The sequence below is a fragment of the Kitasatospora aureofaciens genome, assembly GCF_001188955.3.
Lineage (GTDB): Bacteria > Actinomycetota > Actinomycetes > Streptomycetales > Streptomycetaceae > Kitasatospora > Kitasatospora aureofaciens.
In genome coordinates, this window is sequence record NZ_JPRF03000021.1 from 81,464 (window position 1) to 107,506 (window position 26,043).

General features: G+C 72.7%; 14 protein-coding genes and 2 pseudogenes (1 of these 16 running past the window's edge). 6 read left to right on the forward strand and 10 right to left on the reverse strand.

Translation table 11 applies throughout. The features are described from left to right. From HS99_RS12980 to HS99_RS13005, 6 genes are all read right to left on the reverse strand, one after another. Positions 1-12,778: the 5' portion of a non-ribosomal peptide synthetase gene (locus HS99_RS12980; RefSeq protein WP_063737843.1), read on the reverse strand. It extends 6,377 nt beyond the left edge of the window; 12,778 of the gene's 19,155 nt are visible here — the first part of the coding sequence; the start codon lies at positions 12,776-12,778; its stop codon lies beyond the left edge, outside the window. 90 nt (positions 12,779-12,868) lie between these two features. Continuing rightward, positions 12,869-13,678, reverse strand: a complete 810-nt coding sequence (dpgD, locus tag HS99_RS12985; protein WP_030557876.1) for an enoyl-CoA-hydratase DpgD — start codon at positions 13,676-13,678, stop codon at positions 12,869-12,871. 77 nt (positions 13,679-13,755) lie between these two features. After that, the gene (dpgC, locus tag HS99_RS12990; protein WP_050366174.1) at positions 13,756-15,060 is read right to left on the reverse strand and encodes a (3,5-dihydroxyphenyl)acetyl-CoA 1,2-dioxygenase DpgC; all 1,305 of its coding nucleotides are present in this window, start codon (positions 15,058-15,060) and stop codon (positions 13,756-13,758) included. Further along, complete coding sequence (gene dpgB / locus HS99_RS12995; protein ID WP_030557874.1) at positions 15,057-15,719, reverse strand: enoyl-CoA-hydratase DpgB; 663 nt, start codon at positions 15,717-15,719, stop codon at positions 15,057-15,059. Before dpgB ends, dpgC begins: the two co-directional genes overlap by 4 nt. A gap of 74 nt (positions 15,720-15,793) precedes the next feature. Then, positions 15,794-16,876, reverse strand: a complete 1,083-nt coding sequence (gene dpgA, locus HS99_RS13000) for a 3,5-dihydroxyphenylacetyl-CoA synthase DpgA (RefSeq protein WP_030557872.1) — start codon at positions 16,874-16,876, stop codon at positions 15,794-15,796. 19 nt (positions 16,877-16,895) lie between these two features. Continuing rightward, positions 16,896-18,221 (reverse strand): aminotransferase-like domain-containing protein, encoded by a 1,326-nt coding sequence (locus HS99_RS13005; protein ID WP_030557871.1) that lies wholly within the window; start codon positions 18,219-18,221, stop codon positions 16,896-16,898. A 373-nt stretch (positions 18,222-18,594) separates the two neighbouring features. Here HS99_RS13005 and HS99_RS13010 point away from each other — a divergent pair, with 373 nt between their 5' ends. From HS99_RS13010 to HS99_RS44805, 4 genes are all read left to right on the forward strand, one after another. Further along, positions 18,595-19,941: a cysteate synthase gene (locus HS99_RS13010; protein WP_030557870.1), complete on the forward strand. Its 1,347-nt coding sequence runs from the start codon at positions 18,595-18,597 to the stop codon at positions 19,939-19,941. Positions 19,942-20,031: 90 nt separating this feature from the next. Then, a complete protein-coding gene (locus HS99_RS13015) occupies positions 20,032-20,613 on the forward strand; it encodes a cysteine dioxygenase family protein (RefSeq protein WP_046386354.1) in 582 nt (193 codons plus the stop codon). 119 nt (positions 20,614-20,732) lie between these two features. Further along, on the forward strand, positions 20,733-20,945 hold the full coding sequence (locus HS99_RS13020) for an MbtH family protein (RefSeq protein ID WP_030557867.1): 213 nt from the start codon (positions 20,733-20,735) through the stop codon (positions 20,943-20,945). A 140-nt stretch (positions 20,946-21,085) separates the two neighbouring features. Next, a complete protein-coding gene (locus tag HS99_RS44805; RefSeq protein WP_157846657.1) occupies positions 21,086-21,235 on the forward strand; it encodes a hypothetical protein in 150 nt (49 codons plus the stop codon). Positions 21,236-21,283: 48 nt separating this feature from the next. Here HS99_RS44805 and HS99_RS41030 read toward each other — a convergent pair whose 3' ends face one another. The 3 genes from HS99_RS41030 to HS99_RS13025 form a co-directional block, all read right to left on the reverse strand. Then, positions 21,284-21,460 carry a helix-turn-helix domain-containing protein gene (locus HS99_RS41030; protein WP_232543337.1) on the reverse strand — a complete coding sequence of 59 codons (177 nt, stop codon included), beginning with the start codon at positions 21,458-21,460 and terminating at the stop codon, positions 21,284-21,286. Between the two features lie 9 nt (positions 21,461-21,469). Further along, positions 21,470-21,637, reverse strand: a complete 168-nt coding sequence (locus tag HS99_RS46530) for a hypothetical protein (RefSeq protein WP_232543338.1) — start codon at positions 21,635-21,637, stop codon at positions 21,470-21,472. A gap of 445 nt (positions 21,638-22,082) precedes the next feature. After that, positions 22,083-23,705, reverse strand: a complete 1,623-nt coding sequence (locus HS99_RS13025; RefSeq protein ID WP_141763709.1) for a hypothetical protein — start codon at positions 23,703-23,705, stop codon at positions 22,083-22,085. Between the two features lie 1,086 nt (positions 23,706-24,791). Here HS99_RS13025 and HS99_RS13030 point away from each other — a divergent pair. Next, positions 24,792-25,402, forward strand: a pseudogene (locus HS99_RS13030) (transposase); the annotation flags it as partial. Between the two features lie 114 nt (positions 25,403-25,516). On the opposite strand, the gene HS99_RS41035 reads toward HS99_RS13030, so the two are convergent. Beyond that, positions 25,517-25,684: a hypothetical protein gene (locus HS99_RS41035; RefSeq protein WP_370863251.1), complete on the reverse strand. Its 168-nt coding sequence runs from the start codon at positions 25,682-25,684 to the stop codon at positions 25,517-25,519. Between the two features lie 66 nt (positions 25,685-25,750). Between HS99_RS41035 and HS99_RS48395 the strand changes: the two are divergent. Beyond that, a pseudogene (locus HS99_RS48395) lies at positions 25,751-26,026 on the forward strand (IS5 family transposase); the annotation flags it as partial. Between the last annotated feature and the right edge of the window lie 17 nt (positions 26,027-26,043).

A 26,043-nucleotide genomic window follows, 5' to 3' on the forward strand; every position in this document is an offset into this window, starting at 1 on the left:
TGTTGTAGGTGGCGCTCGGCCCCTCCAGCTCGCCGAGGAACCACAGCCGCTGCTGCGCGGAGGAGACCGGCAGGTGCTCGGGCCGCTCCCCCGCCGTCAGCGCCGGACGGTCCGCCCGCACGCCCTCCAGGCCGCCCAGACGCTCGGCGAGGGCGGCGACGGTCGGCGCCTCGAACAGGACGCGGATCGGCAGTTCGGCGTCAAGCGCCGTGCGGATCCGGCTGGCCAGGCGGGTCGCGAGCAGCGAGTGGCCGCCGAGCTCGAAGAAGCCGTCGTCGATCCCGACCTGCGGCAGGCCGAGGACCTGCGCGAACAGCTCGCACAGGATCGCCTCGCGCGGCGTGCGCGGCGCGCGGCCGGGCGTGACGGTGACGGTGGGCGCCGTAAGGGCCCGCCGGTCCAGCTTGCCGTTCACGGTCAGCGGCAGCGTGTCCAGCAGCACGAAGGCGGCCGGGACCATGTACTGCGGCAGCCGCTCGGCGAGGTGGCCGCGCAGCTCCTCGGCCGTCACCTCCCCGGCGGGGACGACGTAGCCGACCAGGCCCTTGCCGCCCGGCAGGTCCTCACGGACCACCACGGCGACCTGCCCGACGGCGGGGTGCGCGCCGAGCACGGCCTCGATCTCGCCCAGCTCGATACGGAAGCCGCGCAGCTTGATCTGCTGGTCGGCGCGGCCCGCGTACTCCAGCGAACCGCGGCGGTTCCAGCGGGCCAGGTCACCCGTGCGGTACATGCGGTCGCCCTGGGTGCTGTAGGGGTCGGCGACGAAGCGCTCCGCGGTCAGCGCCGGGCGGTCGAAGTAACCGCGCGACAGGCCCGCGCCCGCGAGGTACAGCTCACCCACGCAGCCCACCGGGACGGGCCGCAGGTGGTCGTCGAGGACGTAGGCGCGCATGTTGTCCATCGGGCCGCCGATCGGCAGCGCGGCGTCCGTGCCGCGCACCGGCTCGGCGGTGGCGAACGTGGTGGTCTCCGTCGGGCCGTAGACGTTGGCGACCACGGTCCGCGGGCAGGCCGCCCGGACCCGGGCGACCAGCGTCGGCGACACCACGTCACCGCCCGTCCACACCTGGCGCAGCCCGGCGAAGCAGGCCGCGTCCTCCTCGGCGAACAGGCCGAACAGGCCGATGGTGAGGAAGAGCCAGGTCACGCCGTGCTCGGCGACGAGCCGCGCGAGCGACTGCGCCGTCAGGTCCTCCGCCGGCGCCACGACCACGCGGCGTCCGGTCAGCAGCGGCGTCCACAGCTCGAACGTCGACGCGTCGAAGGAGTGCGGCGAGTGCATCAGCACCGCGCCCAGGTCCGGCCCGGCGAAGCGCCGGTCGGAGGAGAGCGCGATGACGTCGCGGTGGGTGACCGCGACGCCCTTGGGGCGGCCGGTCGAGCCGGAGGTGTACATCACGTAGACGAGCTGACGCGGGTCGCGGGCGACGGCAGTGGGGCTGCCCTCGTCACCGGTGTCGGAGTCGACGGTCAGGACCGTGAGGCCCAGGTCGTCCGCCTGCGCGCGCAGCGGCTCGTCGGTCAGGACGACGCCGACGCGGGTCTCCGCCGTGATCGCCTCGCGGTGGGCGAGTGGGTAGCGGGCGTCCAGCGGGACGTAGAAGCCGCCCGCCTTGACGATCGCCACCAGGGCGACGGTCAGCTCGGTGGAACGCTCCATCAGGACCGCCACGCCACGCTCCGGGCCCACGCCCTCGGCGGCTAGGCGTCGTGCGAGCCGCTCGGCGCGGGCGTCGAGCGCGGCGTAGGTGAGCTCGACGCCGTCCGGGCCGACGACCGCCACGGCGTCGGGCGTCCGCGCGACCTGGGCGGCGAACAGCTCCGGGAGTGTGGCGGTGGGGAGGTCGGTGGCGGTGTCGTTCCAGTCGCTCAGGATGCGGTGGCGCTCGGTGGCGTCGAGGATCTCGGCGTGGGCCACGGACTGCGCCGGGTCGGCGAGCAGGGCCGCCAGGACTCGCACGAACCGGTTGGCGAGCTCCTCCGCGGTGCGCCGGTCGAAGAGGTCGGTGGCGAAGGTGAGGTGGCCGCGCAGCCCGTCGGTGGCCGGCCGCTCCTCCAGGGTGAAGGCGAGATCGAACTTGGCCGCCAGCTCCCCGGCCCCGACCACCTCGGCGTCCAGGCCCGGCAGCTCCAGCAGCGCGGCGGCATTGTTCTGCACCGCCAGCATGACCTGGAAGAGCGGGTGCCGGGCCATCGACCGCGCCGGCGCCAGCTCCTCCACCAGCCGCTCGAACGGCACGTCTTGGTGCGCGAAAGCGCCCAGGCTCCTTTCACGGACACGGGTCAGCAACTCCGTGAAGGTCGGATCACCGGACAGGTCCGTGCGCAGCACGAGCGTGTTGACGAAGAACCCGACCAGCTCCTCGAGCGCGTCGTCGGTGCGGCCCGCGATCGGCGTGCCGATCGGAATGTCCGTGCCCGCACCCAGGCGCGACAGTAGCACCGCGAGCGCCGCCTGCAGCACCATGAACGGCGTCACACCCTCGGCGCGGGCGAGTTCCAGCAGGCGCGCGTGCTCGTCGGCGGGCACGGCGAAGGCGACGGTTCCGCCCGCGTGGCTCGCGACGGCCGGACGCGGCCGGTCGGTGGGCAGCGCCAGCTCCTCCGGCAGCTCGGCCAGCGCCTCGCGCCAGTAACCCAACTGCTCAGCCAGCAGGCTGCCCCCGTCCTCGACCGAGCCCAGCAACTCGCGCTGCCACAGCGCGTAGTCCGCGTACTGCACCGGCAACGGCTCCCACACCGGGACGCCGCCGCGCACGCGGGCTGCATAGGCGACGGAGACGTCACGAGCCAGCGGCGCCAACGACCAGCCGTCACCGGCGATGTGATGCACCACCACGACGAGCACTCGCTCGAACTCGCCCTGCTCGAACAGCCAGCTACGGACCGGGAGTTCACGGCTCAGGTCGAACCGGTGCGTCGTCGCGGCCGCGACGGCGTCGGCGTCGTAGGGGTGGACGGTCAGCAGCGAGCCGATCTCCTGCGCGGACAGGACGTGCTGGTGCGGTTCGCCGTCCACGGACGGGAAGACCGTGCGCAGCACCTCGTGCCGCTCCACCACGTCCCCGAGCGCTGCCTCCAGCGCCGCCACGTCCAGCGCGCCGGTCAGACGGACCGCCATCGGAATGTTGTACGTCGCACTCGGGCCCTCCAACTGCGCGAGGAACCACAGCCGCCGCTGCGCGAACGACACCGGAGGAACCTCCGGCCGTACACCCGCGACCAACGCAGGACGCCGCTCCCCCGACTCACCCAACCGCGCCGCAAGCCCGGCGACGGTCGGCGCCTCGAACACCGCACGGATCGGCACCTCCACCCCCAGCACCGACCGCACCCGGCTCACCAGCCGCGTCGCCAGCAACGAGTGCCCACCCAGCGCGAAGAAGTCCTCGTCCACACCGACCGACGGCCGACCCAGCACCTCCGCGAACACCGCGCACAACAGCTCCTCCCGCGGCGTACGCGCGACACGGCCGACGGCGCTCTGCGCGAACTGCGGCACCGGCAGGGCCCGCCGGTCCAGCTTGCCGTTCGGCGTCAGCGGCATCGCCTCCAGCAGGACCAGCCCGGCCGGGACCATGTAGTCGGGCAGCGTGGCCGCGACGCGCGCGAGCAACTCAGCCACATCCAGGCCCCCGCCGGCCGGGACGACGTAGCCCACCAGGCGGTGGTCGCCGGGCTGGTCCTCGCGCACGATCACCGCGGCGGTCGCGACCGCAGGGTGCGCGGCGAGACACGCCTCGATCTCGCCGAGCTCGATGCGGAACCCGCGCAGCTTGACCTGGTCGTCGGTGCGGCCGAGGTACTCCAGGGCGCCGTCGGCGTTCCACCGGGCCAGGTCGCCGGTGCGGTACATGCGCTCGCCACGGGAGCTGTTCGGATCGGCGACGAAACGCTCCGCCGTCAACGCGGGGCGCCCGAGGTAACCACGGGCGAGCTGGTCGCCCGCGAGGTAGAGCTCTCCCGCGACGCCGACCGGCACGGGCCGCAGCGCGGCGTCGAGCACCTGGACACGGGTGTTCCAGACCGGTCGCCCGATCGGCACGCTCGTGCCGGTGTCGGCGGGAGTGCAGGCCCAGGCGGTGACGTCGACGGATGCCTCGGTGGGACCGTAGAGGTTGTGCAGCGGAACCTGCGGCAGCACGGCGAAGAACCGGTCGCGGAGGTCGGCCGGCAGCGCCTCGCCGGAGCACATGACGGCGCGCAGGTCCGTACACTCGGCGGCAGCCGGCTCCTGCACGAAGGCCTGGAGCATCGACGGCACGAAGTGCGTGACGGTGATCCGCTCGCGGCGGATCAGCTCGGCCAGGTAGGCCGGGTCGCGGTGACCGCCGGGCTTGGCCAGGACGAGCGTGGCGCCCTCCAGCAGCGGCCAGAAGAACTCCCACACGGACACGTCGAAGCCGAACGGCGTCTTCTGGAGGACCCGGTCCTCGGCGGTCAGGCCGTAGGCGTGCTGCATCCAGGCGAGACGGTTGACGATGCCGGCGTGCGGGACCGCGACGCCCTTGGGGCGGCCGGTCGAGCCGGAGGTGAAGATGACGTAGGCGGGGTGCTCGGGTCGCAGCGCGACCTCGAGAGCAGCGTTGGTGTCGGCCTGCTCCGCGAGGGTCTCCTCGGCGTCGAGCAGCAGCGGATCGGCGCCGGCCGCGTGCGCGACGGCGGCGGTCGCCTGGGTAGCCAGCACGAGCGCCGGGTTACCGTCCGCGAGCACGACGGTGATGCGGTCGGCCGGGTACTCCGGGTCCACCGGTAGGTAGGCCGCGCCGGCCTTCACCGTCGCCAGCAGCGCGAGGACCATCTCGACGGAGCGCTCCAGCACGAGCGCGACGGTGCGCTCCGGACCCGCGCCCCGCGTGACCAGCAGCCGCGCCAACCGCTCGGCGCGCGCGTCGAGTTCGGCGTAGCTGAGGCTCTCGTCGCCGAAGGCAAGGGCCGTCGCGTCCGGGGTCCGCGCCGCCTGGGCGGCGAACAGCTCCGGGAGTGTGGCGGCGGGCAGGTCGACGGCGGTGTCGTTCCACTCGACGGAGATGCGGTGGCGCTCGGCGGCGTCGAGGATCTCGGCCTGGGCCACGGGCTGCGCCGGGTCGGCGAGCAGGGACGCCAGGACTCGCACGAACCGGGCGGCGAGGGCGGAGGCGGTGTCGGTGTCGAAGAGGGCCGTGGCGAAGGTGAGTTGGCCGCGCAGTCCGTCGGTGCCGGGTTGCTCCTCCAGGGTGAAGGCGAGGTCGAACTTGGCCGCGAGCTCCCCGGCAGCCATCACCTGGGCGTCCACGCCCAGCAGGTCCAGCACGGCGGCGGCGTTGTTCTGCACGGAAAGCATGACCTGGAACAGGGGGTGCCGGGCCATCGACCGCGACGGCGCCAGCTCCTCCACCAGCCGCTCGAACGGCACGTCCTGGTGCGCGAACGCGCCCAGGCTCCTTTCACGGACACGGGTCAGCAACTCCGTGAAGGTCGGGTCGCCGGACAGGTCCGTGCGCAGCACGAGCGTGTTGACGAAGAACCCGACCAGCTCGTCCAGCGCCTCGTCCGTACGCCCCGCGACCGGCGTGCCGATCGGGATGTCCTGCCCCGCGCCCAGGCGCGACAGCAGCACCGCGAGCGCCGCCTGCAGCACCATGAACGGCGTCACACCCTCGGCGCGCGCCACCTCCCGCAACCGGGCGTCGAGCTCCGCCGGGACGGAGAACTCCACCGTCCCGCCCTCATAGCTCGCCACCGCCGGACGCGCCCGGTCCACCGGGAGCGCCAGCTCCTCCGGCAGTTCGGCCAGGGTGCCGCGCCAGTACTCCATTTGCCGCGCCAGCACACTGCCCTGGTCGGACTCCTCACCCAGCAGCGCACGCTGCCACAGCGCGTAGTCCGCGTACTGCACCGGCAACGGCTCCCACACCGGGACGCCGCCGCGCACGCGGGCTGCATAGGCGACGGAGACGTCACGAGCCAGCGGCGCCAACGACCAGCCGTCACCGGCGATGTGGTGCACCACAACGACCAGCACTCGCTCGAACTCGCCCTGCTCGAACAGCCAGCTACGGACCGGGAGTTCACGGCTCAGGTCGAACCGGTGCGTCGTCGCGGCCGCGACGGCGTCGGCGTCGTAGGGGTGGACGGTCAGCAGCGAGCCGATCTCCTGCGCGGACAGGACGTGCTGGTGCGGTTCGCCGTCGACGGACGGGAAGACCGTGCGCAGCACCTCGTGCCGCTCCACCACGTCTCCGAGCGCTGCCTCCAGCGCCGCCACGTCCAGCGCGCCGGTCAGACGGACCGCCATCGGAATGTTGTACGTCGCACTCGGGCCCTCCAACTGCGCGAGGAACCACAGCCGCCGCTGCGCGAACGACACCGGAGGAACCTCCGGCCGTACACCCGCGACCAACGCAGGACGCCGCTCCCCCGACTCACCCAACCGCGCCGCAAGCCCGGCGACGGTCGGCGCCTCGAACACCGCACGGATCGGCACCTCCACCCCCAGCACCGACCGCACCCGGCTCACCAGCCGCGTCGCCAGCAACGAGTGCCCACCCAGCGCGAAGAAGTCCTCGTCCACACCGACCGACGGCCGACCCAGCACCTCCGCGAACACCGCGCACAACAGCTCCTCCCGCGGCGTACGCGCGACACGGCCGACGGCGCTCTGCGCGAACTGCGGCACCGGCAGGGCCCGCCGGTCCAGCTTGCCGTTCGGCGTCAGCGGCATCGCCTCCAGCAGGACCAGCCCGGCCGGGACCATGTAGTCGGGCAGCGTGGCCGCGACGCGCGCGAGCAACTCAGCCACATCCAGGCCCCCGCCGGCCGGGACGACGTAGCCCACCAAGCGCACATCTCCCGGCTGGTCCTCCCGCACGATCACCGCGGACTGCGCGACGCGCGGGTGGCACAGCAGCGCCGCCTCGATCTCGCCGAGTTCGATGCGGTGGCCGCGCACCTTCACCTGGGTGTCGGCACGGCCGACGAAGACCAGCTCACCCGCCGCGTCCCAGCGCGCGAGGTCGCCGGTGCGGTACATGCGTTCGCCACGGGAGCTGTTCGGATCGGCGACGAAACGCTCCGCCGTCAACGCGGGGCGCCCGAGGTAACCGCGGGCGAGGCCGTCGCCCGCGATGTACAGGTCGCCGATGACCCCGGCCGGGACCGGGCGGAGGCGGCGGTCCAGCACGTGGACGCGGGTGTTGGCGATCGGCACGCCGATCCGCGGGGTGGAAGCCCCGTCCGCCGGATCCACGCGCTGGGAGGTGGACCAGATGGTGGTCTCGGTCGGGCCGTAGAGGTTGGTGACCTCGCCGGCGGCGGTGAGGGAGGCGGCGAGCGGGCCGGGCAGGGCCTCGCCGCCGACCAGGACGCGCAGTGCGGGCAGCGCGGCGCCGGTCTCACGGGCGTGCTCGGCCAGGGCCTGCCACAGGGAGGGCGTGGCCTGCATGACGGTCGTGCCCGTGCGGGAGAGCAGCGCGATGAGCGCGGCCGGGTCCACGACCACGTCGCGCGGAGCGAGGTCGACCACGGCGCCGCTGACCAGCGGCAGGTAGAGCTCCAACGCGGCGATGTCGAAGGAGATCGTCGTGACCGCCGTCCAGCGGTCCGCCTCCGTGAGCGGGAAGCGCAGCGCCATGTCGGCCAGGAAGTTGGCCAGGCTCGCGTGGGGCACCGAGACGCCCTTGGGGCGGCCGGTGGAGCCGGAGGTGTAGATCACATAGGCGGGGTGCGCGGGACGCAGCGGCGCACGACGGTCGGCGTCCGTGACGGGGGCGTCCGCGTGGTCGCGGGCCGGGTCGCCGTCCAGCAGCAGTACGCGCGCCGGGGCCCGGTGGCCGAGCCGCTCGGCGGTCTCGGCGCAGGCGAGGACGAGAACGGGTGCCGCGTCGTCGAGGACGTAGCCGATGCGGTCGGTGGGGTATTCGGGGTCGACCGGCACGTACGCGCCGCCGGCCTTCACCACGGCCAGCAGGGCGACCAGCAGTTCCGCGGTGCGCGGCAGCACGACGGCGACACGCTCCTCGGGGCCGACGCCGCGCTGCACGAGCAGCCGGGCGAGGCGGTTGGCGCGGGCCTCCAGCTCGCCGTAGGAGATCGCGGCGTCGCCGACGACCAGCGCGGTCGCCTCCGGCGTGCGCGCCGCCTGCGCGGCGACCAGCTCCGGCAACAGCGCGGGCGCGACCGGACCGCCTGCACTGCCCTGCGTCAGCAGGCCCTGCCGCTCCTCCGAGCCGAGCACGTCGAGGTCGCCGACGGCGGTCCGCGGGGCGTGGTCGAGCGCGTCGGCCAGCGAGGCGAGCGTCTGTTCGACCAGGGCTGCGACGGCCGCCCCATCGATCGGCGCGACGGCCTGGACGGAGCAGGTGAACGCGTCGACGCGGTCGTCGACGGTCAGCGCGAGCGGGTAGTTGGTGCGGTCCTCCAGGTGGACCAGCTCGACACCGGGCAACGCCTCGACCGTGCCCGCGCGCAGGGCGAAGCCCTGTACGCGGCGGTAGTTGAGCAGCGCGGTGAAGAGAGGCGCGGTGCCCTCGACGGCGGAGGTCCGCTGGACCAGCGACAGCGGCGCACACTCGTGGGCCAGCAGGGCGGCGAGCTGGGTCTGCATCTCCCGCAGGGCGTCGGCCACGGCCACGGCGCCGGTGGCCTGGCGGACGGGCAGGGTGTTGATGAAGAGCCCCGGAACGTCGCCGCCACCGGCCGCGCGGCCGAAGAGGACGGTGCCGAAGACGACGTCGTCCTGGTTCGAGGTGGCCGCGACGACCCGGGCCCAGGCGAGGTGGAACAGCGCGGCGGCGCTGACACCGTGGCGGCTCGCCAGGGAGCGCAGTCGCTCGGCCTCCCTGGCCTCGACGAGGAACGTCGCCTCGGCGTGGCCGCCCGCATCCCCGCGCACGTCCAGCACGCCGAACGGCGCGGTGGGCTCGGCCACGTCGCCGAGCAGCCCGGCGAAGTAGCGTTCGTGGTCCGCGTCCTGGCAGCCCAGGCGGGTCTGAGCGACGAAGTCCCGGTAGGGCGCGGGCGGCGGCAGGCGGTCCGCCTCGCCCGCGAGGCGCGCCTGGACCTCGGCGAGGAGCACGGCCAGGGCGGTGTTGTCGACGACGAGGTGGTGCTGCTGGAGCAGCAGCAGCCATCGGTCGGTGCCGGGCTCGGCTGCGACGTGGCCGCGTAGCAGCGGGGCGCTGCCGAGGTCCATGGTCGTCGGGCAGGCGGCGAGGAGCGGGTGCACCGCGGCGCCGTCGGCAGCCGGGACCGCCGTGAAGTCGACCTCCTCGACCGGGACGGTGACGTGGCGTACGACGACCTGGACCGGCTCGGGCAGGCCCTCCCACAGCACGGCGGTGCGCAGTACGTCGTGGCGGTCGACGACGGACCGCAGCGCGGTGAGGAAGCCGTCGAGCCGCTCGCGACCGTCGAAGGCGAGCACCACGGGCAGGACGTAGACGTCGCGGCCCTCGGCGGCCGTCAGGTGGTGGAAGAGGATGCCCTCCTGGAGGGGTGCCAGCGGGTAGATGTCCGCGATGTTGGCGGCGCCGCCCGGGACCGCTTCGGCGATCCGGTCGATCTGGTCCTGCGTCAGCGACACCAGCGGCAGCATCTCGGGCGTGACGCGCTTCGCGTCGGCGGGGATGAGGTTCGGCGGGACGGCGAAGTCGTCTTCCTCACCGCCGACGACGCCCGTGGCAACGGTCGCCAGCCCGGCGACGGTGGGCGCGCCGAACAGCGCTCGCACGTCAACGCCGAGTCCGTGCGAGCGCAACCGCTCCACCAGAGAGACGGCGAGCAGCGAGTGGCCGCCCAGGGCGAAGAAGCTGTCGTCCACGCCGACGCGGTCGACGCCGAGGACCTGCTCGAAGACCTCGCTCAGAACCTTCTCGCGCGGCGTCGAGGGCGCGCGGTAGCCGGTCGTGGCGGTGAACTCGGGTGCGGGCAGGGCCAGTCGGTCGATCTTGCCGTTCGGGGTCAGCGGCAGTGCGTCCAGCGCGAGGACGGCGCTGGGCACCATGACATCGATGAGGGTCGCGGCGAGGTGGGCGCGGATCTCCTCCGGCGTGACTTGTGCTCCGTCCTCGTACACGACGTAGCCGACCAGGCGGGGGTCGTCCGCGCGGTCCTCGCGGACGACGGCGGTGGCCCGCCGCACGCCCGGGTGGGCGCAGAGCGCGGCCTCGACCTCGCCGAGCTCGACGCGCTGGCCGCGCACCTTGACCTGCGCGTCCGCGCGGCCCAGCAGCTCGAGGGCGCCCTCGGCCGTCCAGCGGGCCAGGTCGCCGGTGCGGTACAGGCGGGCGCCTGGGGCACCGAACGGATCGGCGACGAAGCGCTCGGCGGTCAGGGCCGGGCGGCGCAGGTAGCCGCGGGAGAGGGCGTCGCCGCCGACGTAGAGCTCACCGGTGGCGCCGGCCGGGACGGGGCGCAGGGCGGCGTCGAGGATGTGGGCGTCGATGTTGTCCAGCGGCAGGCCGATGGGCTGCCGCTCGCCGTTGACGTCGCCGGTGACGGCGTCGCCGCTGATCTCGGAGGCGCCGTAGTAGTTGGTGAGGCGCGCGTGCGGCAGCGCCTCGGCGAAGCGGGCGGCGAGGTAGGCGGGGATGGTCTCGCCGGTGGTCACCCACAGCTCGCAGGTGGCCAGCCGCTCCGGGCCGGCGATGTCGAGCAGGGCAGCGAGCAGGCTCGGGACGAGCATGATGCGGCCGACGCCGTGGTGCTCGATCAGCGCGACGAGGGCGACGGGGTCCTTGGCCTGGTCGCTGTCGGCGAGGACGAGGCCCTCGCCGTGCAGCAGCGAGCCGAGGATCTCGGTGGAGCCGTCGACGAAGCTCATCGAGCTCTTGGCGAGCGCCGGGCGGCCGGTCCGGTAGGGGTCGCGGGCGGCGATGGCGGCCAGGTGGTTGATCTCGGCCGCGTGGACACCCACGACGCCCTTGGGGCGGCCGGTCGAGCCGGAGGTGTAGATGACGTAGGCGGGGTGCTCGGGGCGCAGCGGCGTGCGGCGCTCGGCGTCGATGAGATCGACGGCCTGACGTCCCGCCACATCGGCCACGACGGAGGGCGCGTCCAGCGCCAGTGCCGTGACGTCGGTGTCCGTGAGGACGGAGGCCGTCTCGGCGACGGTCAGGGCGAGGACGGGGCGGGCGTCGCCGAGCATGAAGCGGACGCGTTCGGCGGGCCAGGTCGGGTCCACGGGCAGGTAGGCGGCGCCGGCCTTCAGCACCGCCAGCAGCGCCACGACCAGCTCGGGGGAGCGGGGCAGCGCCAGGGCGACCAGGGTCTCGGCACCGACGCCGCGCTCGACGAGCAGGCGGGCGAGCCGGTTGGCGCGGGCGTTGAGGGACGCGTAGTCGACTGCCTCGTCGCGGCAGACCAGGGCGGTCGCCCCGGGCGTGCGGGCGGCGCGCTCCTCGAAGGCGGCGGTGAGGGTGGTGCGCGGCCGCTCGACGCGCGGGCCGGTGCCCAGCGTCAGCGCGGCCTGCGTGTCGGCGTCCGCCGCGAGCCCGATGCGGCCGAGCAGTGTCTCCGGCGCCTGGTCGGCGAAGGCGTCGAGGACCCGCAGGAAGGTGTCGGCGTGGCCGGGCAGCTGCTCGGCCTTGTACAGGGCCGGGTTGCCGTTGACGACCAGCCTGCCGCCCGCGCCCGCTCGGTGGTCGTAGAGGACGAAGGCCAGGTCTTCGACCAGCCCGTTGCCGAGGTTGAGGAAGGTGGCTCGGTGCCCGGCGAAGGTCATGTCGTCGCGGTCGAAGGACATGACGTTCACGCTCGGCCCGACCAGCGCGCCGCTCACGGGGACACCGAGCTCGCGGCGCATGTCCTCGTAGCGGAACAGCTGGTGGCGCAGTGCCTCGCGCATCGACTTCGAGGTCTGGCGGACGAACTCACGCACGCTCAGTTCGGGGCGCGGGGAGAGCCGGATCGGCAGGACGTTGGCCGTCATCGCCACCGAGCGGCGCTGCAGTGCCGTCGCGCGGCCGGTGACGGGAAGGCCGAGGACAACCTCCTCGGCGCCGGTGAGCCTGGCGAGGTGGAGGGCGGCCGCCGCGGCGGCGAGCACGGGCAGGCCGGTTCCGAGGCGGCGGGCGGCTGCGCGCAGGCGCTCGGCGTGCTCGAGGGCGAGCGGGCGCTCGTGGCGCACGTGGTGATGGCCCGCGGGGGCGTGGCGCCCGGCGAGGGTGACCGGCTCGGGGCGGTCGGCGAGGCGTTCGGCCCAGTAGGCGCGGTCGGCCTCGAACCGGTCCGAGGCGCGGTAGTCGAGGTCCTCGTCGAGCAGGGAGCGGAAGGTGGGCAGCGGGGTACCGAGGTCGTCGCTGCCCGCGGCGAGGGCGGAGTAGATCTCGGCCACACGGGCGGAGGCGAGCGAGCCGGCGTAGCCGTCGCAGGCGATGTGGTGGGCGCGCTGGTACCAGAAGAAGCGGTCCGGTCCTGCGGGGAACAGGGCCAGCGCCGTGGTCGGGTCCTCGGCCAGGTCGACCGGACGGGCGAGGTCGGCGCGGATCCACCGCTCGACGGCCGCCTCGGGGTCGCTCTCGCCGCTGACGTCCTGGACGTGGAGCAGGACGCCCTCGTCGGAGGCGGTGAACTGGCACACCACCCCGGCCTCTACGCGGTACCGCATCCGCAGGGCTTCGGCCTCCGCCGCCATCTGACGCACCGCCTTCTCGAACAGGGCGGCGTCGACCGGACCGTGGATCTCCACGCACTCGGCGACCTGGTTCGCCGGGTTGGCGGGGTCCAGTTGCTGGCCGAACCAGACGCCCGCCTGGGCGGCGGTCAGCGGCCAGGTGGCGGGGGTGGTGTCCGACATGGTCAGTGCTCCCGTTCGTGTCAGGTGCGAGTCAGTGCGGTGCGGCGGTCGCGGCCGCGACGAGGAGTGGGGCGACGGCGGGAGGCCCCGTCAGCGGCCCTGCCAGCGCGGCGGGCGCTTCTCGACGAAGGCGCGCGGGCCCTCGTCGGCGTCCTCGCTGTGCATGCGGCGCTCCTCCCACGGGAACCGGGTCTGGAACGCCTGCTGGAGCGGCATCGTGGCGGCGGCAGCAGCGGCCTGCTTGACGGCGCGCACGGCCAGCGGGGCGCAGCCGAGGATGTCCGCGACCCAGGCGTCGACGGCGGAGTCGAGGTCCGCGGCGGGAACGACCTCGTTGACCAGGCCGAGCTCGTAGGCGCGGTCGGCGGTCATCGGGCGGCCGCTGATCAGGTGGCCGAGCGCGACCCGGTAGGGGGCCTGCCGGGTGAGGCGGAACACGCCGCCCGCTCCGGCCGTCAGCCCGAGCTTCGCCTCGGTCAGGGCGAAGGTGGCGGTGTCGGCGGCCACGATGACGTCGCAGGCGAGGGCGAGTTCGAAGCCGCCGCCGAAGGCGGCGCCGTTGACGCGGGCGACGACGGGCTTGGCGAGGTCGAAGCGCTCGGTCAGCCTCGGCCAGCCGGGCTTGCCGCGGCTGCCGAAGGTGGAGGGGGCGTTGCTGCCCTCTTCGATGCTGGCGGCGAGTTCCTTGAGATCCTGCCCGGCCGAGAAGGCGCGCTGCCCGGCTCCGGTGAGGACGGCCAGCCACAGCTCGTCGTCGGACTCGAAGTCGTCCCACACGAAGGCGAGTTCCTCGTGCATGCGCAGGTCCATCGCGTTGGCGCGGTCGGGCCGGTCGAGGGTCACGTGGGCGACGCGGCCGCGCTTCTCGTAGCGCACGCGGGTGAGGTCGGCGGCTTCCATCTGCTGTCCTGCCTGGGGAAGAAGAGGTGGGGCCGGGAGCCCGACGGGGGTTCGGGCTCCCGGAGGCGGTGCGGCGGTCAGGCCGAGAAGCGGCCGACCTTGCCGATGACGTCCGCGCTGTACAGGCGAAGCGCCTGCTGCATCGCGAATTCGGCCATGTACTGCCGGAACTGCTCCGGCGGCTCTTCCGCGAGGTTGAGCATCCGCCGGTTGGTGGTCACGGCGGGGCCGTCGAGGCGGGCGAGGGACTCGGCGATGGCCTGGTCCATCCGGGCGGGCTCCACGACCTCGTCGACGAGCAGGCGCGCGTCGGGCTCGCAGGCGCGGAGGCGGCGTCCCCACAGCACGACCTGACGGGAGACCCGGCCGCCGGCGAGCCGGCCGAGCCGCAGGTTGGCGGCGCCGGGGACGATGCCCTCCTGGGCGGCGGGGACGGTGATGTAGGAGTCGGCCGCCGCGATGACGCGGTCGAAGACCATGAGGAGCTGGGCGCCGCCGCCGATGGCGAAGGTGTCGACGGCCGCCACCCAGGGCTTCTCGACGATGGGCGTGTGCCAGGCGCCGTCGTGGTCGACGCGCAGGCCGCGGATGATCTTGTTGATGTAGCCGATCTCGCGGCGCAGCAGGAAGTCGACGAGCGAGATGTCGCCGCTGTGCAGGCTCTTGAGGTTGATGCCCGCGCTGAAGACCCGGCGCCCGCGGTAGCGCGGGTGGGTCATCTCACCGCCTCGGAGCACGCCTGCGCGCACGCCCGGGTCGAGCAGCACGAGGTCGACGGCCGTCTCCATGTCGTCGACCTGGCGGTTGTCCTCGGCATTGAGACAGTCGGGCCGGGTCATGGTGAGGTGCGCGGCACCGTCGCGGCGGGCCAGGTGCACCGAGCCGAGGTCGAGTTCGGCGGTGCGCAGGAACTCGGGCAGGAGCTTCAGGGCTCGCTCGGTGGGCAGCGCCATGGTGTCGATGAGGTGGCGCCCGGCGACGGGCGAGCGCAGCACGGCGCGCAGGAAGAGGCCCTGGTCGATCTCGTGGCCTTCCTTCTCCGCCTGGAGACGGCCGCGCTCGGAGGCCAACTGCTCGGCGGTGGGCACCAAGCCGGGCCATTCCTCGCCCGCGGCGGCGAGCAGCTCGGGCAGGCGCAGGTGGAGCGTGAGATCCGCGGTGAGGTGGCGGTAGACGGCCTCGGCGTACTGGTCGAGGAACCGGGCGCGCGCGGTGCGGGCGGTGTTCTTGGCGTCGGCGGCCCGCTCGCGATGCCGCGGATCGCGCTGGGCGGGAACGGGGAGGGCGGCGAGTACGGCGTCGGTCCGCTCGGCGATCCGGGCCAGTTCGCGGGCGGCCCGGGCGAGGCCCGCCTCCTGGGCGGGCACCACGGGAGCGGTCACGAGGCGGCCTCCACGGCGGCGCGCAGCGTCCGGTCGCAGGCGGCGAGGTGACGGCCGAGCGCTTCCTCGTAGCTGGTGGTGCTGGCGTCGAGCATCAGCTGGCGGCGGATGCCCGTCCCGGCGCCGCCCGTCAGCTTCTCGAACACGGGGGCGAATGCGGCGGCCGGGTCGGCGGCGAGTTCGTCGAACAGGTGCAGGGCGAGGGCACGCTCGGCGTCGAGGGCGTCGCCGAAGAGGACGGCGCGCCGGGTGGCGGCGACGCCGGCCTGGTTGGCCAGCCGGTACAGGGCCATGCCGGGCCAGACCTCATCGGTGCCGGCGCCGGCGAGCGGCAGGAGCCGGGCGTCGGGCGTGGCGACGCGCACGTCGGTGGCGAGCAGCACGTCCAGGGCCGTGCCACCGCAGTCCCCGGTGACCAGGGCGACGGTCGGCACGGCGAGCTTCTCCAGCCGGCGCACGGCCCGCTCCCACTTGTTGACCAGCGGCAGCGGCACGTCCATCCGGGCGGCCGGGGCGCCGGTGACGGCGACAACCAGCGGCGTAGTCGCTCCGGTGGCGTCCTCGGCGGCGTCGCACAGCGCGTCGAGGGTCCGCACGGTCGCCGGAGTCAGCGGCTCGCTGCCGTCGAGCGTCAGCTGGGGCTCGGGAATGCTGTTCATGAGGGTGCGGCCTTCTTGCTCGGGGAGGGATGCGGGGGGTTCTGCCGGCGCGGTCGGCCAGGTTGGTGGCCCGGTCACCAGCAGACGAGGGCGGTCTCGATCGTCGAGCCGGGGCCCATGGTCATCAGCACGCAGTGGTCGCCGGGTTCGACGACCTGTTCCTGCAGCAAGCGCTCGTAGGAGAAGAGGAACGAGCCGCTGGAGAGGTTGCCGTAGTCACGCAGCACCCCGGTGGTGTGCCGCACGTCGTGGCGGGTCAGACCGAGGTTGACGCCCACGGCGTCGATGACCTTCTTGCCGCCGGAGTGGACCAGCCACTGCCGGATGTCGCTGCGCCGCAGGCCGGTGCCGGTGAGCAGGCGGTCGACGACGCGTTCGGCGTGGGCGCCGACCACGTAGGGGACCTGCGGGTCAAGGTAGAAGCTGAACCGGTCCTGGGTGTCGTCCCAGTCGTAGCGCATCGCGTCGACGGCGTCGGTGATGATGTAGCTGGCGAACTTCAGGATCCGCGGGCCCTCGACCTGCGTGAGCGGCAGCTCGGGCTCGCCCGCCATCAGCGCGACCGCGGCGGCGCCGTCGCCGAAGAGGCTGTTGACGACAGAGGTGCGCATGGTGCCGTCGAAGACGTAGGCGGCGGAGCAGGCCTCCGCGCACACCATGACCGCCAGGCGGCCCGGATTGGCGCGGGACCAGCCGTTGACGGCGTTCAGGGCGTTGAGGCCGGCGTTGCAGCCCATGCCGACGACATCGAGGCGGCTGGTGTGCGGGTCGATGCCCAGCTCGCGGATGATCAGGGCGCTCAACCCCGGGGTGAGGAAGCCGGTCGTGGTGACACAGCACAGGTAGCCGATGTCGGACAGGTCCGCGCCGGTCCGCTTGAGCAGGTCCTGAACGGCGCGCACGCCCATGTCGACCGCGTGGGTCTTGTGCTTGGCGAGCAGCTGCCCCTGAACTTCCGGCACCCGGGTGCCGTCGGGGCCTTCGGGCGGCAGGGTCAGGTGTCGGCGGTCGATGGCACTGTTGAGGAAGACGGACCGGACCCGGGAGTCCTCGATCCGGAAGATGTCCAGGAGCTCCGCCTGCGAGTAGGAGGTCTCCGGGACGGCGGTGCTGACCGCGACGATGCGGGCCAGGTCGGTCGTGGTGGTGTTCGTCATCGGTGGGTCCGTCCCGTCGTCAGTTCTGCTGCTGGTCCCGGACGAACCGGGCCAGCCGGTCCAGGCCCGTCTCGATCTCCTCCGGCCGAAGGTGGCTGAAGGAGAGCCGCACGACGTTCCGGGGGCGGGTGTCGGCGTAGAAGTGGTGCACCGGTGTCCACAGCACCTCGTACGTCGAGGCACAGAGTTCCAACAGGTCGTCACCGGCTGGGAACGGGACGGTGAGCAGCAGGAAGAACCCGCCTTCGGGGGCATTCCAGCTGACGCCGGGGACGTTGCCGAGGCGGCGCTCCAGGCCGGCGAGCATCCGGGTGAGGTTGTCGCGGTATGTGGCGATCTCACGGACGTTGGCGCGTCGCAGGCTGCACCCGTGGGCCAGCAGCTTGCCGCCGATGACGGCCTGGGCGATCGGCGAGGTGTTCACCGTCAGCATGCTCTTGATCTTGGCCAGCTGGTCCGCGAGCGTGCCGGCGCTGCCGTCCGCCGCCGTGCTGCCGGCTTCGACGACGCGCTGGTCGGCCAGGACGTAGCCGACGCGGGCGCCCGGCAGGCCGGTTTTGGCGAAGCTGCCGAGGTAGACCACGCGGGCGGCGGTGTCCAGGGCCTTCAGGGTGGGCGGCCCGTCCGGGTCGCCGAACAGCCCGTAGGGGTTGTCCTCCAGGAGCAGCAGGTCCTCCTCGGCGGCGATGCGCAGCAGCCGGCGGCGCGTCTCCAGGCTCATACGGGTGCCGCTGGGATTGGCGAAGTCGGGGATCACGTAGCAGGCGCGGGGGTTGCGGCCCTGGGCCCTGACCTCGTGGATCCGCATCACCAGGTCGTTCAGGTCGATGCCGTCAGCCGCATCACGGACGGGCACCAGCGTCATGTCGACCAGGCCCGCGGCCCCGTGCACGCCGACGTAGCTGGGCGCGACGGCGAGAAGCACGTCGCGCTCGTCGCGGCGCAGAGCGCGCAGGGTCAGGTAGAGGGCCTCCTGGCAGCCGACGGTGACGACGAGGTCCTGCGGGTTCGCGTTGATGCCCTCGTCCAGGCGCAAGTGCTCGGCAACCAGTTCGTGGATGACCCCCTTGGTGCGGCCGTACTGCAGCACGGTGCGGCGCACGCGCTCCTCGTCGCCGGAGAGGCGCTCGGTCAAATGCTGCTGGTACAGCGACAGGTAGCGCGGGAGGTCGTCGAGGTCGAAGAAGCCCTCGTACGGCCGCCCTGCCGCGAGCGAGACCGCGCCGGGGTAGCGCAGCGCGATCTCGTTGAGGAAGTTCATCGACTCGCTCACCGGCGAGGCGAGAGACGCGTGGAGATCGCCGACCAGCAACTGTGCGTAATCGGCGAAAGGGCGGGAACCCATGATCAGTTCCTCTGCTTGCTTCGAGGGGACGTCAGTGATCCGGACAGTAGCGGCCCGGGAGCTGCGGCGACAGTCGCCCGCCGGAGCCCGAGATTTGGCCCAACACCGCTGCCAAGGTGGAACTTTGCACTGGCCAGCGACTCTTCCCCACGGCACGGGAAAGCGGAAATTGATCTTCCATTCAGATGATCTTCATGTGTTCGACGGCTGCGGCCGGGGTTCCTCCGAACGGCACAGGCTAGATTGACAAGTGCCACGGTGCGTGACCGCCGCGCGTCCTGCTCGACCGACGGCGCTCCACGCCCGGTCCGCGCACGCCGGACCCCCGACGCACCCCTGCGAAGCACCCTGATCCCCGAGGCGACTGGTAACCATGCCCGCTGACCGACTGCCCCAGACCGACGCCGGTCACTACCGGCTCGTCTGCTGCGAATGCGGCGACCGCCGCGAGGACGACGGGACGGCTCTCGCCTGTCCCGCCCCGCACGGCCCCTCCCTGCTGCGAACCGAGTACACCCGAGACGGTTTCACACCGGACGACCGGGCGACGGGCGTCTACCGCTACCACCGGTGGCTGCCGGTGCGCCGCAGTCTGCCGGACACCGGACGCACCGTCGTCCGCCGCGCTGACCGGCTCGGCGCGATGCTCGGCCTGCGCGAGCTGTGGATCGCCTTCAACGGCTACCATCCCGAGTGGGAAGCCGACCTGACCACCGGTTCGTTCAAGGAGCTGGAGGCCGCCACCGTTCTGGGCAGGCTACCTGAGTCGGCCGGCACCCTGGTCGTCGCCTCGGCCGGGAACACCGCCGCCGCCTTCGCCGAGCTCTGCTCACGACACGACGTCCCCGTCGTGGTGGTGGTGCCGCAGAGCGCACTCGGACAGCTGTGCTCGCGCACCCCCTACGGTCCGTCGGTGCGGCTCGTGGCCGTGGCCGACGCGGAGTACGCCGACGCGATCGCCCTGGCGGACGCGCTGGCCGCGCTGCCGGGCTTCACCGCGGAAGGCGGCACCCGCAACGTCGGCCGACGTGACGGCCTCGGCACGGTCATGCTCGCCGCCTACGAGGAGCTCGGCCGCCTTCCCGACGTCTACGTGCAGGCGATCGGCAGCGGGGCCGGCGCGATCGCCGCCCACGAGGCCGCCCTGCGGCTGCGATGTACCAGCGGCGGGCAGGCCGGGCCGCTCCCCCGTCTCGTCCTCGCCCAGAACTCCTGCTTCGCCCCCGTCCACACCGCCTGGCACACCGGTGTCCGGCCCTGGGAGGGCGCCGACCGCCAACCGGACGCGGTCCACCGGGCGTTCGCCCCAGAGCTGACCAACCGCCGCCCGCCGTACGACATCGCGGGCGGACTCGCCGACGCGCTGCGGGACAGCCGCGGCGACGTGCTGACCGAGGACGCCGCCGCCGCCCGCGGCGCCATGGACGCGTTCGCCGAACTGGAGGGGCCCGACATCGAACCGCCGGCGGGCATCGCGCTTGCCGCCCTGCGCTCGGCCCTGAAAGACGGGCGCGTAGCCCCCGGAGCCGCGGTCCTGCTCAACATCACGGGCGGAGGCCGGGCCCGATACCGCCGTGAGCACCGCCTCGAGGCCAACGCACCGACGCTCGTCGTCCCGCGCGAGGCCGCCCACGACGCACGGTCGGTCGCCGAGATCGCGGCCGTCGTCAACCGAAGTGAGCGGATGGCCCGTCAGGTGGCTGGTTCCGTCGGGCCCTAGACCCGCGACACCCGGTCATCCACACCGCAACCCACGACCTCAGCCCCACCACCTCAGCCAGGACCCCAGCGCCGAGGAGCGGCCGTCCCCATGTCCCTCGCTTCCCTACCGTCACCCCTGCACGCTACGGCGCCCGGCGCGTCCTCACGAACGGTCGAGCTCTGCGACGTGCTCACCAAGGCCGTGCGAGCCGCCCCGAGCACCGAGCCCGCCCACAGAACCGCCGACCGGGTCGCCCGCGGGCTCGCCGGCTTCCTGGACCACCGGGATCTGCTCGCTCCCGCGCACCTGGCACCGGACCCGCAGCGCTACCGGCAGCACGTGCTGCACGTGGACCCCGAGGGACGCTTCTCCCTCGTCGCCCTGATCTGGCTCCCCGGTCAGGCCACGCCCGTCCACGACCACACCACCTGGTGCGTCGTCGGCACCTACCGCGGAACCGAGGAGGAGACGAGTTACCGCTTCACCCGTCACGCCGACGGCAGCTCCGCTCTGGAGCCGGTAGCGACGACGGTCAACCCGCCGGGCACCGTCACCTACCTGACCCCGCCCGGCGACATCCACCTGGTCCGCAACGGCGGCGACGACCTCGCGGTCTCGCTCCACGTCTACGGCACTGACGTCCGGCGCCACGGCAGCAGCATCCGCCGCCGCTACGACCTCCCCGTCTGAAGCAAGTTCACCCGACGGTCATGCCAGGACCTTGTTCCGTTCGCCACCGTCGATCATGGTCTGTCCTGGTCGGCCGGTGAACACTCCCGCCCCGACCACCATCCAGAAAGGAACCCACCATGGCCAATCCCTTCGAGGACGCCGACGGCACCTACCTCGTTCTCGTCAACGAGGAGAATCAGCACTCGCTGTGGCCCGCCTTCATCGACGTCCCGGCCGGCTGGACCATCGCCCACGGTCCCGACAACCGCCAGGCCTGTGTCGACTACGTCGAGACGAACTGGACCGACATGCGTCCCGCGAGCCTCGTCGCCGCCATGGCCGAGGCCTGAGCGCGGCACCGTTCCGCGCCGCGCCGTCGAGCCGGCGTCCCCGCCGGCCGTGGACCCGGAGCACCGCCCCCGGGCCCACGGCCTCCCGGCACCGCCGTGCCCCGCCCGACCGGAGCGCGGACCCGGGGACCGACACGGACGTGATCGGGGCTGGCATCTCGGCACCGCGCGGCAGCACCAGGTTGCGCAGCACGTCGTCGGCAGGCACGCCCGGCCGGCAGCAGTCCCGGGCGCGGCTCTCCCGGCTGCGCACCGCACCGACGGGGATCACCGAGCCGGGCACCACCTGAACGTTCGGCCGCCATCCGCCTCCCGGTCAGAGGTGTTCGAGCCGCAGCTCATGACCCACGCGCGTCGGGAACGAGCAGCCGGCGCAGGGCGGTGGGCGTGTGTCCGACGTGCTCGCGGACGGTACAGGTCAGATGCGCCTGGTCGGCGAAGCCGAGTTGGGCTGCCAGGTCGGCGAGGCTGGATGCGCCCTCGGCGATGAGGTCCACAGCCCGGGTGACGCGCACGCGGTTGCGCTAGCGGGTCAGCGAGACACCCATTTCCTGTGAGAACACCCGGCTCAGTCGATAGGGCGACACTTCCAGCAGCGCGGCAAGTGCGCAGTGGTGCGCCTGCCACCACAGGTCGGGCAGCACGAGCAGCGCGGCGATCACCCCGCCCGCGAACAGCCGGCGGTCGACCACGGCCCGGCGGGCCGGACCGAGGAGCAGCCGTCGGCGACGACCGCCCCGGAGGCGTCCGGTGCGGCCGGTGCGGCCGCGGCCAGGGCCGGCGGGGCCCCAGTACTGTCACCGCGGCAACCACCAGTGTCCCTGCCGCCCGGCGCAGTATCCGCTTCATCGTTCGGTCCCCCTCGCATCTCTTCGGAGTCGGCGGACCGTCACCCGGACCGCCACAAGAGGAGTTGAGGCGGACCGGGCCTTCTGTTACGCAAGGTGTGACGGGCCGACCCGGATGGCCGGAGCGACTCCTGCCGGTCACCGGTCTCGTGACTGCTCGGCGCGCGCCCGGGGCCGAGGACCAGGAGCCGGTCGCCGCCGAGACCGCCGCTGAGGTTCGGGCCTGTGGCAGTTGTCTTCTCCCGATGGGGGTCCGGGGCGGAAGGCTGTGCGCCGTCCGCCCAGGGCGTCACCCGTGGCGGTGGCGGTCGCAGCGGTCGGAGAGCTGGAAGGAGGCGATACGGGTGTTCCAGTTTCCGGTACCGTCGGCCGGCTGGTACTGGTTGGTGTACCAGAACGTACAGTCGTCCACCGGGTCGATCGCCATGGAGGTGTAGTCACCCCAGCGGTTGCTCCCGGTCTGGGAGCCCGTGCCGGTCCACACGGTGGTCTCTCGGAATGTCATCTCGTTCCGCGGGTCGTGCGCCAGGCGTCCGGTTGCGCGGATCGACGGATGGTCCTGGGAGGACGACGCCGAGTATCCCAGCGCGATGTCGCCGTCCTTGTCCTGGGCCGCGGAGCCCATCCACCGGTACGAGGGCCCCGGAGCGTAGGTGCTCTGCTGGTGGACGACCGGTCGGCCGTGGTCCAGCCGCAGTTCGTACCAGCGCACCCCCACGCTGCCGGGCACGTCGACCGCGTGGTTGACGACCAGGGACTGGTGGTCGCCGAAGTTGCGGTAGGCGAGCCGGTACATGGCGGAGTAGGAGAGCGAGTCCAGCTTCTGGGTGGTTCCGGCCTGGGGGACGCATCGGGTGGGATCGGTACGTACGCAGGCCGGGTTGTAGGGGGCCACCCGTAGCTCCCCGGGACCAGTGACGGCGGTGCGGGTCTGGTCGGCCCAGTCGACGTGGAACCGCCAGTACTGCAGGCTGTTGCTGGCCGGGTTGAGGGCCATCAGGAGGTTGGGCTCGCCCTGCGGGGGTGGGGTCGTGCCGTCGAGGTCCGAGCCGAGCGGGATGGTCGGTGACGCGATGGTGTAACACTGCTGGTCAGCGTCGGCTCCGCGCAGCATCCTTTGCCGGTCCCAGGCGCACGCCTCGAAGAACGCCCCGCCGGTGAAGGCCGCGTAGTAGGCGTCCGGCCACACCGAGACCTTCGGGTGGTCGATGAAGTGCTGGTACCCGAAGTCGTACCGGTAGTACTCGCCGGTGGCGTCTTCGGTGGTGGAGACGGCCACGCACAGCCGATTCGTGGTGCCCGTCTCGTCGAGGGCGAACTGGTTGATGATCCAGCGGTGGGCCAGGGAGTCCCAGCGGACCACGGGATCTCCGATGTCGACGTTCTGAGAGGTCTCGCACGGTCCGCCGAACCCGCTGAACAGGGTTTGGGTCCTCAGCGGCCCCAGCAGCGTGGCACCGGTCTTGGAGTACACCGCGAGGTCGTAGTTGGTGATCTCCACGATCTGGCTGGAGCCCACCGAGGCGTTGGGGTCGGGGGGGACGCCCCCGGCTTCCCGGATGCCGTCGAAACTGACGTCCAAGTGGATCTGGTCCCGGTTGCCGTCGCGGTCCTGCACCACCCGATCCGGACGGACGCCCTTGGTGAGCGACGGGTGCGGCGCGTTGCCGGGGCGCGTGACGCCGGGGGCGGACCGGTGCTGTCCGGATGTCTGCCCCAGTTCACGCAGCGGTGGCGAGGTGTCGTGGTGCAGTGCGGGTCCGGAGTCATCGGACCGAGGAGCCTGCCCGTGGACAGCCGGCTTGAGTACGGCTCCGGCGGCGGGCGGGGCGGCCCACGCCGGGGCGGCCACCAGCGTGGCTCCCATCGAGGCGACGGCGACGACCGAACGCATGGCACGGGATAGGTGCATCAATCCTCCGAGCGGGTCGGTGAGCCAACCCGATCGGCCGTCTGGCGACGGCATCGTCCGAGGCAGCCCCCACCCGCGTGCGGCGGCGGTCGTGACCTCCCGGCGCCCCGGGCACGCCGGGGACGTTTCCAGGCCACGGTGTGAGGGCGGGCGACTCATCTGTGGGTGTGGCAGAACCCAGTTATCCACCTCCTCCGCCCGACGCCGGGGTGATCGGTGCCGTGTCGGGCGCGGCTCAGCCGTATGGCGCCGCCTCCATGACGGCCGTTCGAAAACTCACCGCTGCATCACATATCATCATAATTAGGCTAATCTTGCTGCGAGTTGAGGAAATGTCAGGACGCTGGTCCCCAAGCCCAGGAACAGCGCGGAGTACGCCCATGGCTGAACTGGAGCTCGGTCGCCTCGATGCCGATGAGCGTCCGGCGTTGCGCATCAACGCCGCCGACCCCGGCATGACTGTTGGGCGACCGAGGCCGAGTTCACGCTGCCGGGCGGCGCGGGTGGCGGCGAAGTTCACCGCCTACCGCGTCGCGTGCTGGGCACCAGCCCGTCCGGCGCCCCGGGCCGTGGAGCCCATCTCGGAGCGGGGAACGCGGTCCGTCCCGGCCGGGACGGCTCGGCCGGTTCGACGGCGTCGTCCTGGTCGCCGGGCTGGGCGGGGCGCTGATGGGTGCTCACGGGCGTCTCCTGGTGGTCGTGGTCGGCTGGCTGCCTCTGGCGGATCAGACAGGCGCGGCCGTCGTGGACCAGCACCGCGCACACCCGCACCCGGACCGGCCCGGTCACCGCGCTGGCGGTCACTGCCGGGCCCAGGTCGGGCAGGCGGGCTCGTGCCTGGGCGGGCAAACTCACCGGCGGCCCCGGGGCGAAACTCACCGCCCTGGGGCGAAACTCCCCACTGCAGGTCAGCGGCCTGCCCGGTGGCCGCTCGGATCGGCCTGGCCGATGGCCAATGCGAGCCAGCGGCCGGAGGACCACAGCCGCCAAACTCGCATATCGCCCGCGACTAGGGCGCGTATTTGGTCGTGATCAATCTGCGCGATTCACCTTCGCGGCGGGTCCCGATCCGGTAGACCGTAGTGCGTGACACGAGCGCAACTGACGGATGCGGAGTGGGTGTTGATCGAGCCGTACTTGCCGATCGGCGAGTACGGCCCGTACCCGGAGCGGCTGCGGCAGCAGTTCGAGGGCGTGATCTGGCGATTCCGGACGGGCGGGCAGTGGCGGGAGGTGCCGAAGGAGTTCGGTGCGTGGTCGACCGTCTCCAATCGGTTCCGGCAGTGGAGGGACGCCGGCGTCTTCGAAGCCCTGATGGAGGGCCTGATCGCGGAAGCCGCGAAGCGCGGCGAGGTGGATCTGTCCCTGGTCAGTGTGGACTCCACGACTGTGCGGGCTCACCACGACGCCGCCGGGATGCACCTGGGCCCCGACGCCCTGGCGGCTCTGGAGAAGGCCGCCGGGGAGGCGGAGAAGGCCCGGCAAAAGGGGGAGGCCCGGAGGAACAAGACGGGCGGGACGCCTCAGGTGACCCGAAACGGGCAGAACGGCGACGCATCCGGCGGCGGCGCAAGCTCCGGCTGAAGGAAGCCCTGCTCGGACGTTCCCGGGGCGGGCAGACCAGCAAGATCCATTGCGCCGGCGACCGAAAGTGCCGCCCGCTGGTGTTCATCCTGACTGAGGGCCAGACCGCGGACAGCCCGCAGCTCGTCCCCGTGCTGAAGAAGGTCCGGGTCCGGGTGCCGGTCGGCCGTCCCCGCACCCGGCCGGACGCGGTCACCGGGGACAAGACACCCCATGCAGTTATCGGGTCAAGCAGCTGCGGCGAGTGGTGCTGATTTCGGCGGTGCGAACGCGATCGCTTCGTCGAACGGCTGGCGGCTGGTCAGGCAGTGGTGGAGCTGGCCGAGCATGCGGTTGAACAGGTTCCGGGGGGCCGCGCACGCGTCGCTCTTGTCGAAGCGCTCGAAGCGCGGCATACAGCAAGACGTCTCGCCCGGCCCCTGCCAGAGCTGACCCAACTCCCAGCCCTCAACGCCTATTAGGCGTACGGCTCGCGCGCGAACCGCGCCTACCTGCGCAGACGCCGCGTCGGCTGCACGATCCCGGAGAAGCGCGACCAGATCTCCAACCGCAAGAAGCGCAGCTCCCATGGCGGGCGGCCGCCGAAGTTCGACAAGGACGACTATAAGGAGCGCCACGCGGTGGAGTGCGGGATCAACCGTCTCAAGCGCCACCGCGCGGTCGCGACCCGGTACGACAAACTCGCCGTCCGCTACGAAGCGACCGTGCTGATTGCAGCCATCAACGAGTGGCTGTGACCAGCACTTTCGAAACA

Excerpts from the sequence above, each read along its gene's own strand:
- dpgA (WP_030557872.1), bottom strand. The coding sequence starts at position 16,876 with ATGACGAACACCACCACGACCGACCTGGCCCGCATCGTCGCGGTCAGC.
- HS99_RS13025 (WP_141763709.1), bottom strand. The coding sequence starts at position 23,705 with ATGCACCTATCCCGTGCCATGCGTTCGGTCGTCGCCGTCGCCTCGATG.
- dpgD (WP_030557876.1), bottom strand. The coding sequence starts at position 13,678 with ATGGAAGCCGCCGACCTCACCCGCGTGCGCTACGAGAAGCGCGGCCGC.
- dpgB (WP_030557874.1), bottom strand. The coding sequence starts at position 15,719 with ATGAACAGCATTCCCGAGCCCCAGCTGACGCTCGACGGCAGCGAGCCG.
- HS99_RS41035 (WP_370863251.1), bottom strand. The coding sequence starts at position 25,684 with ATGCCGCGCTTCGAGCGCTTCGACAAGAGCGACGCGTGCGCGGCCCCC.
- HS99_RS13010 (WP_030557870.1), top strand. The coding sequence starts at position 18,595 with ATGCCCGCTGACCGACTGCCCCAGACCGACGCCGGTCACTACCGGCTC.
- HS99_RS13005 (WP_030557871.1), bottom strand. The coding sequence starts at position 18,221 with ATGGGTTCCCGCCCTTTCGCCGATTACGCACAGTTGCTGGTCGGCGAT.
- HS99_RS13015 (WP_046386354.1), top strand. The coding sequence starts at position 20,032 with ATGTCCCTCGCTTCCCTACCGTCACCCCTGCACGCTACGGCGCCCGGC.
- HS99_RS13020 (WP_030557867.1), top strand. The coding sequence starts at position 20,733 with ATGGCCAATCCCTTCGAGGACGCCGACGGCACCTACCTCGTTCTCGTC.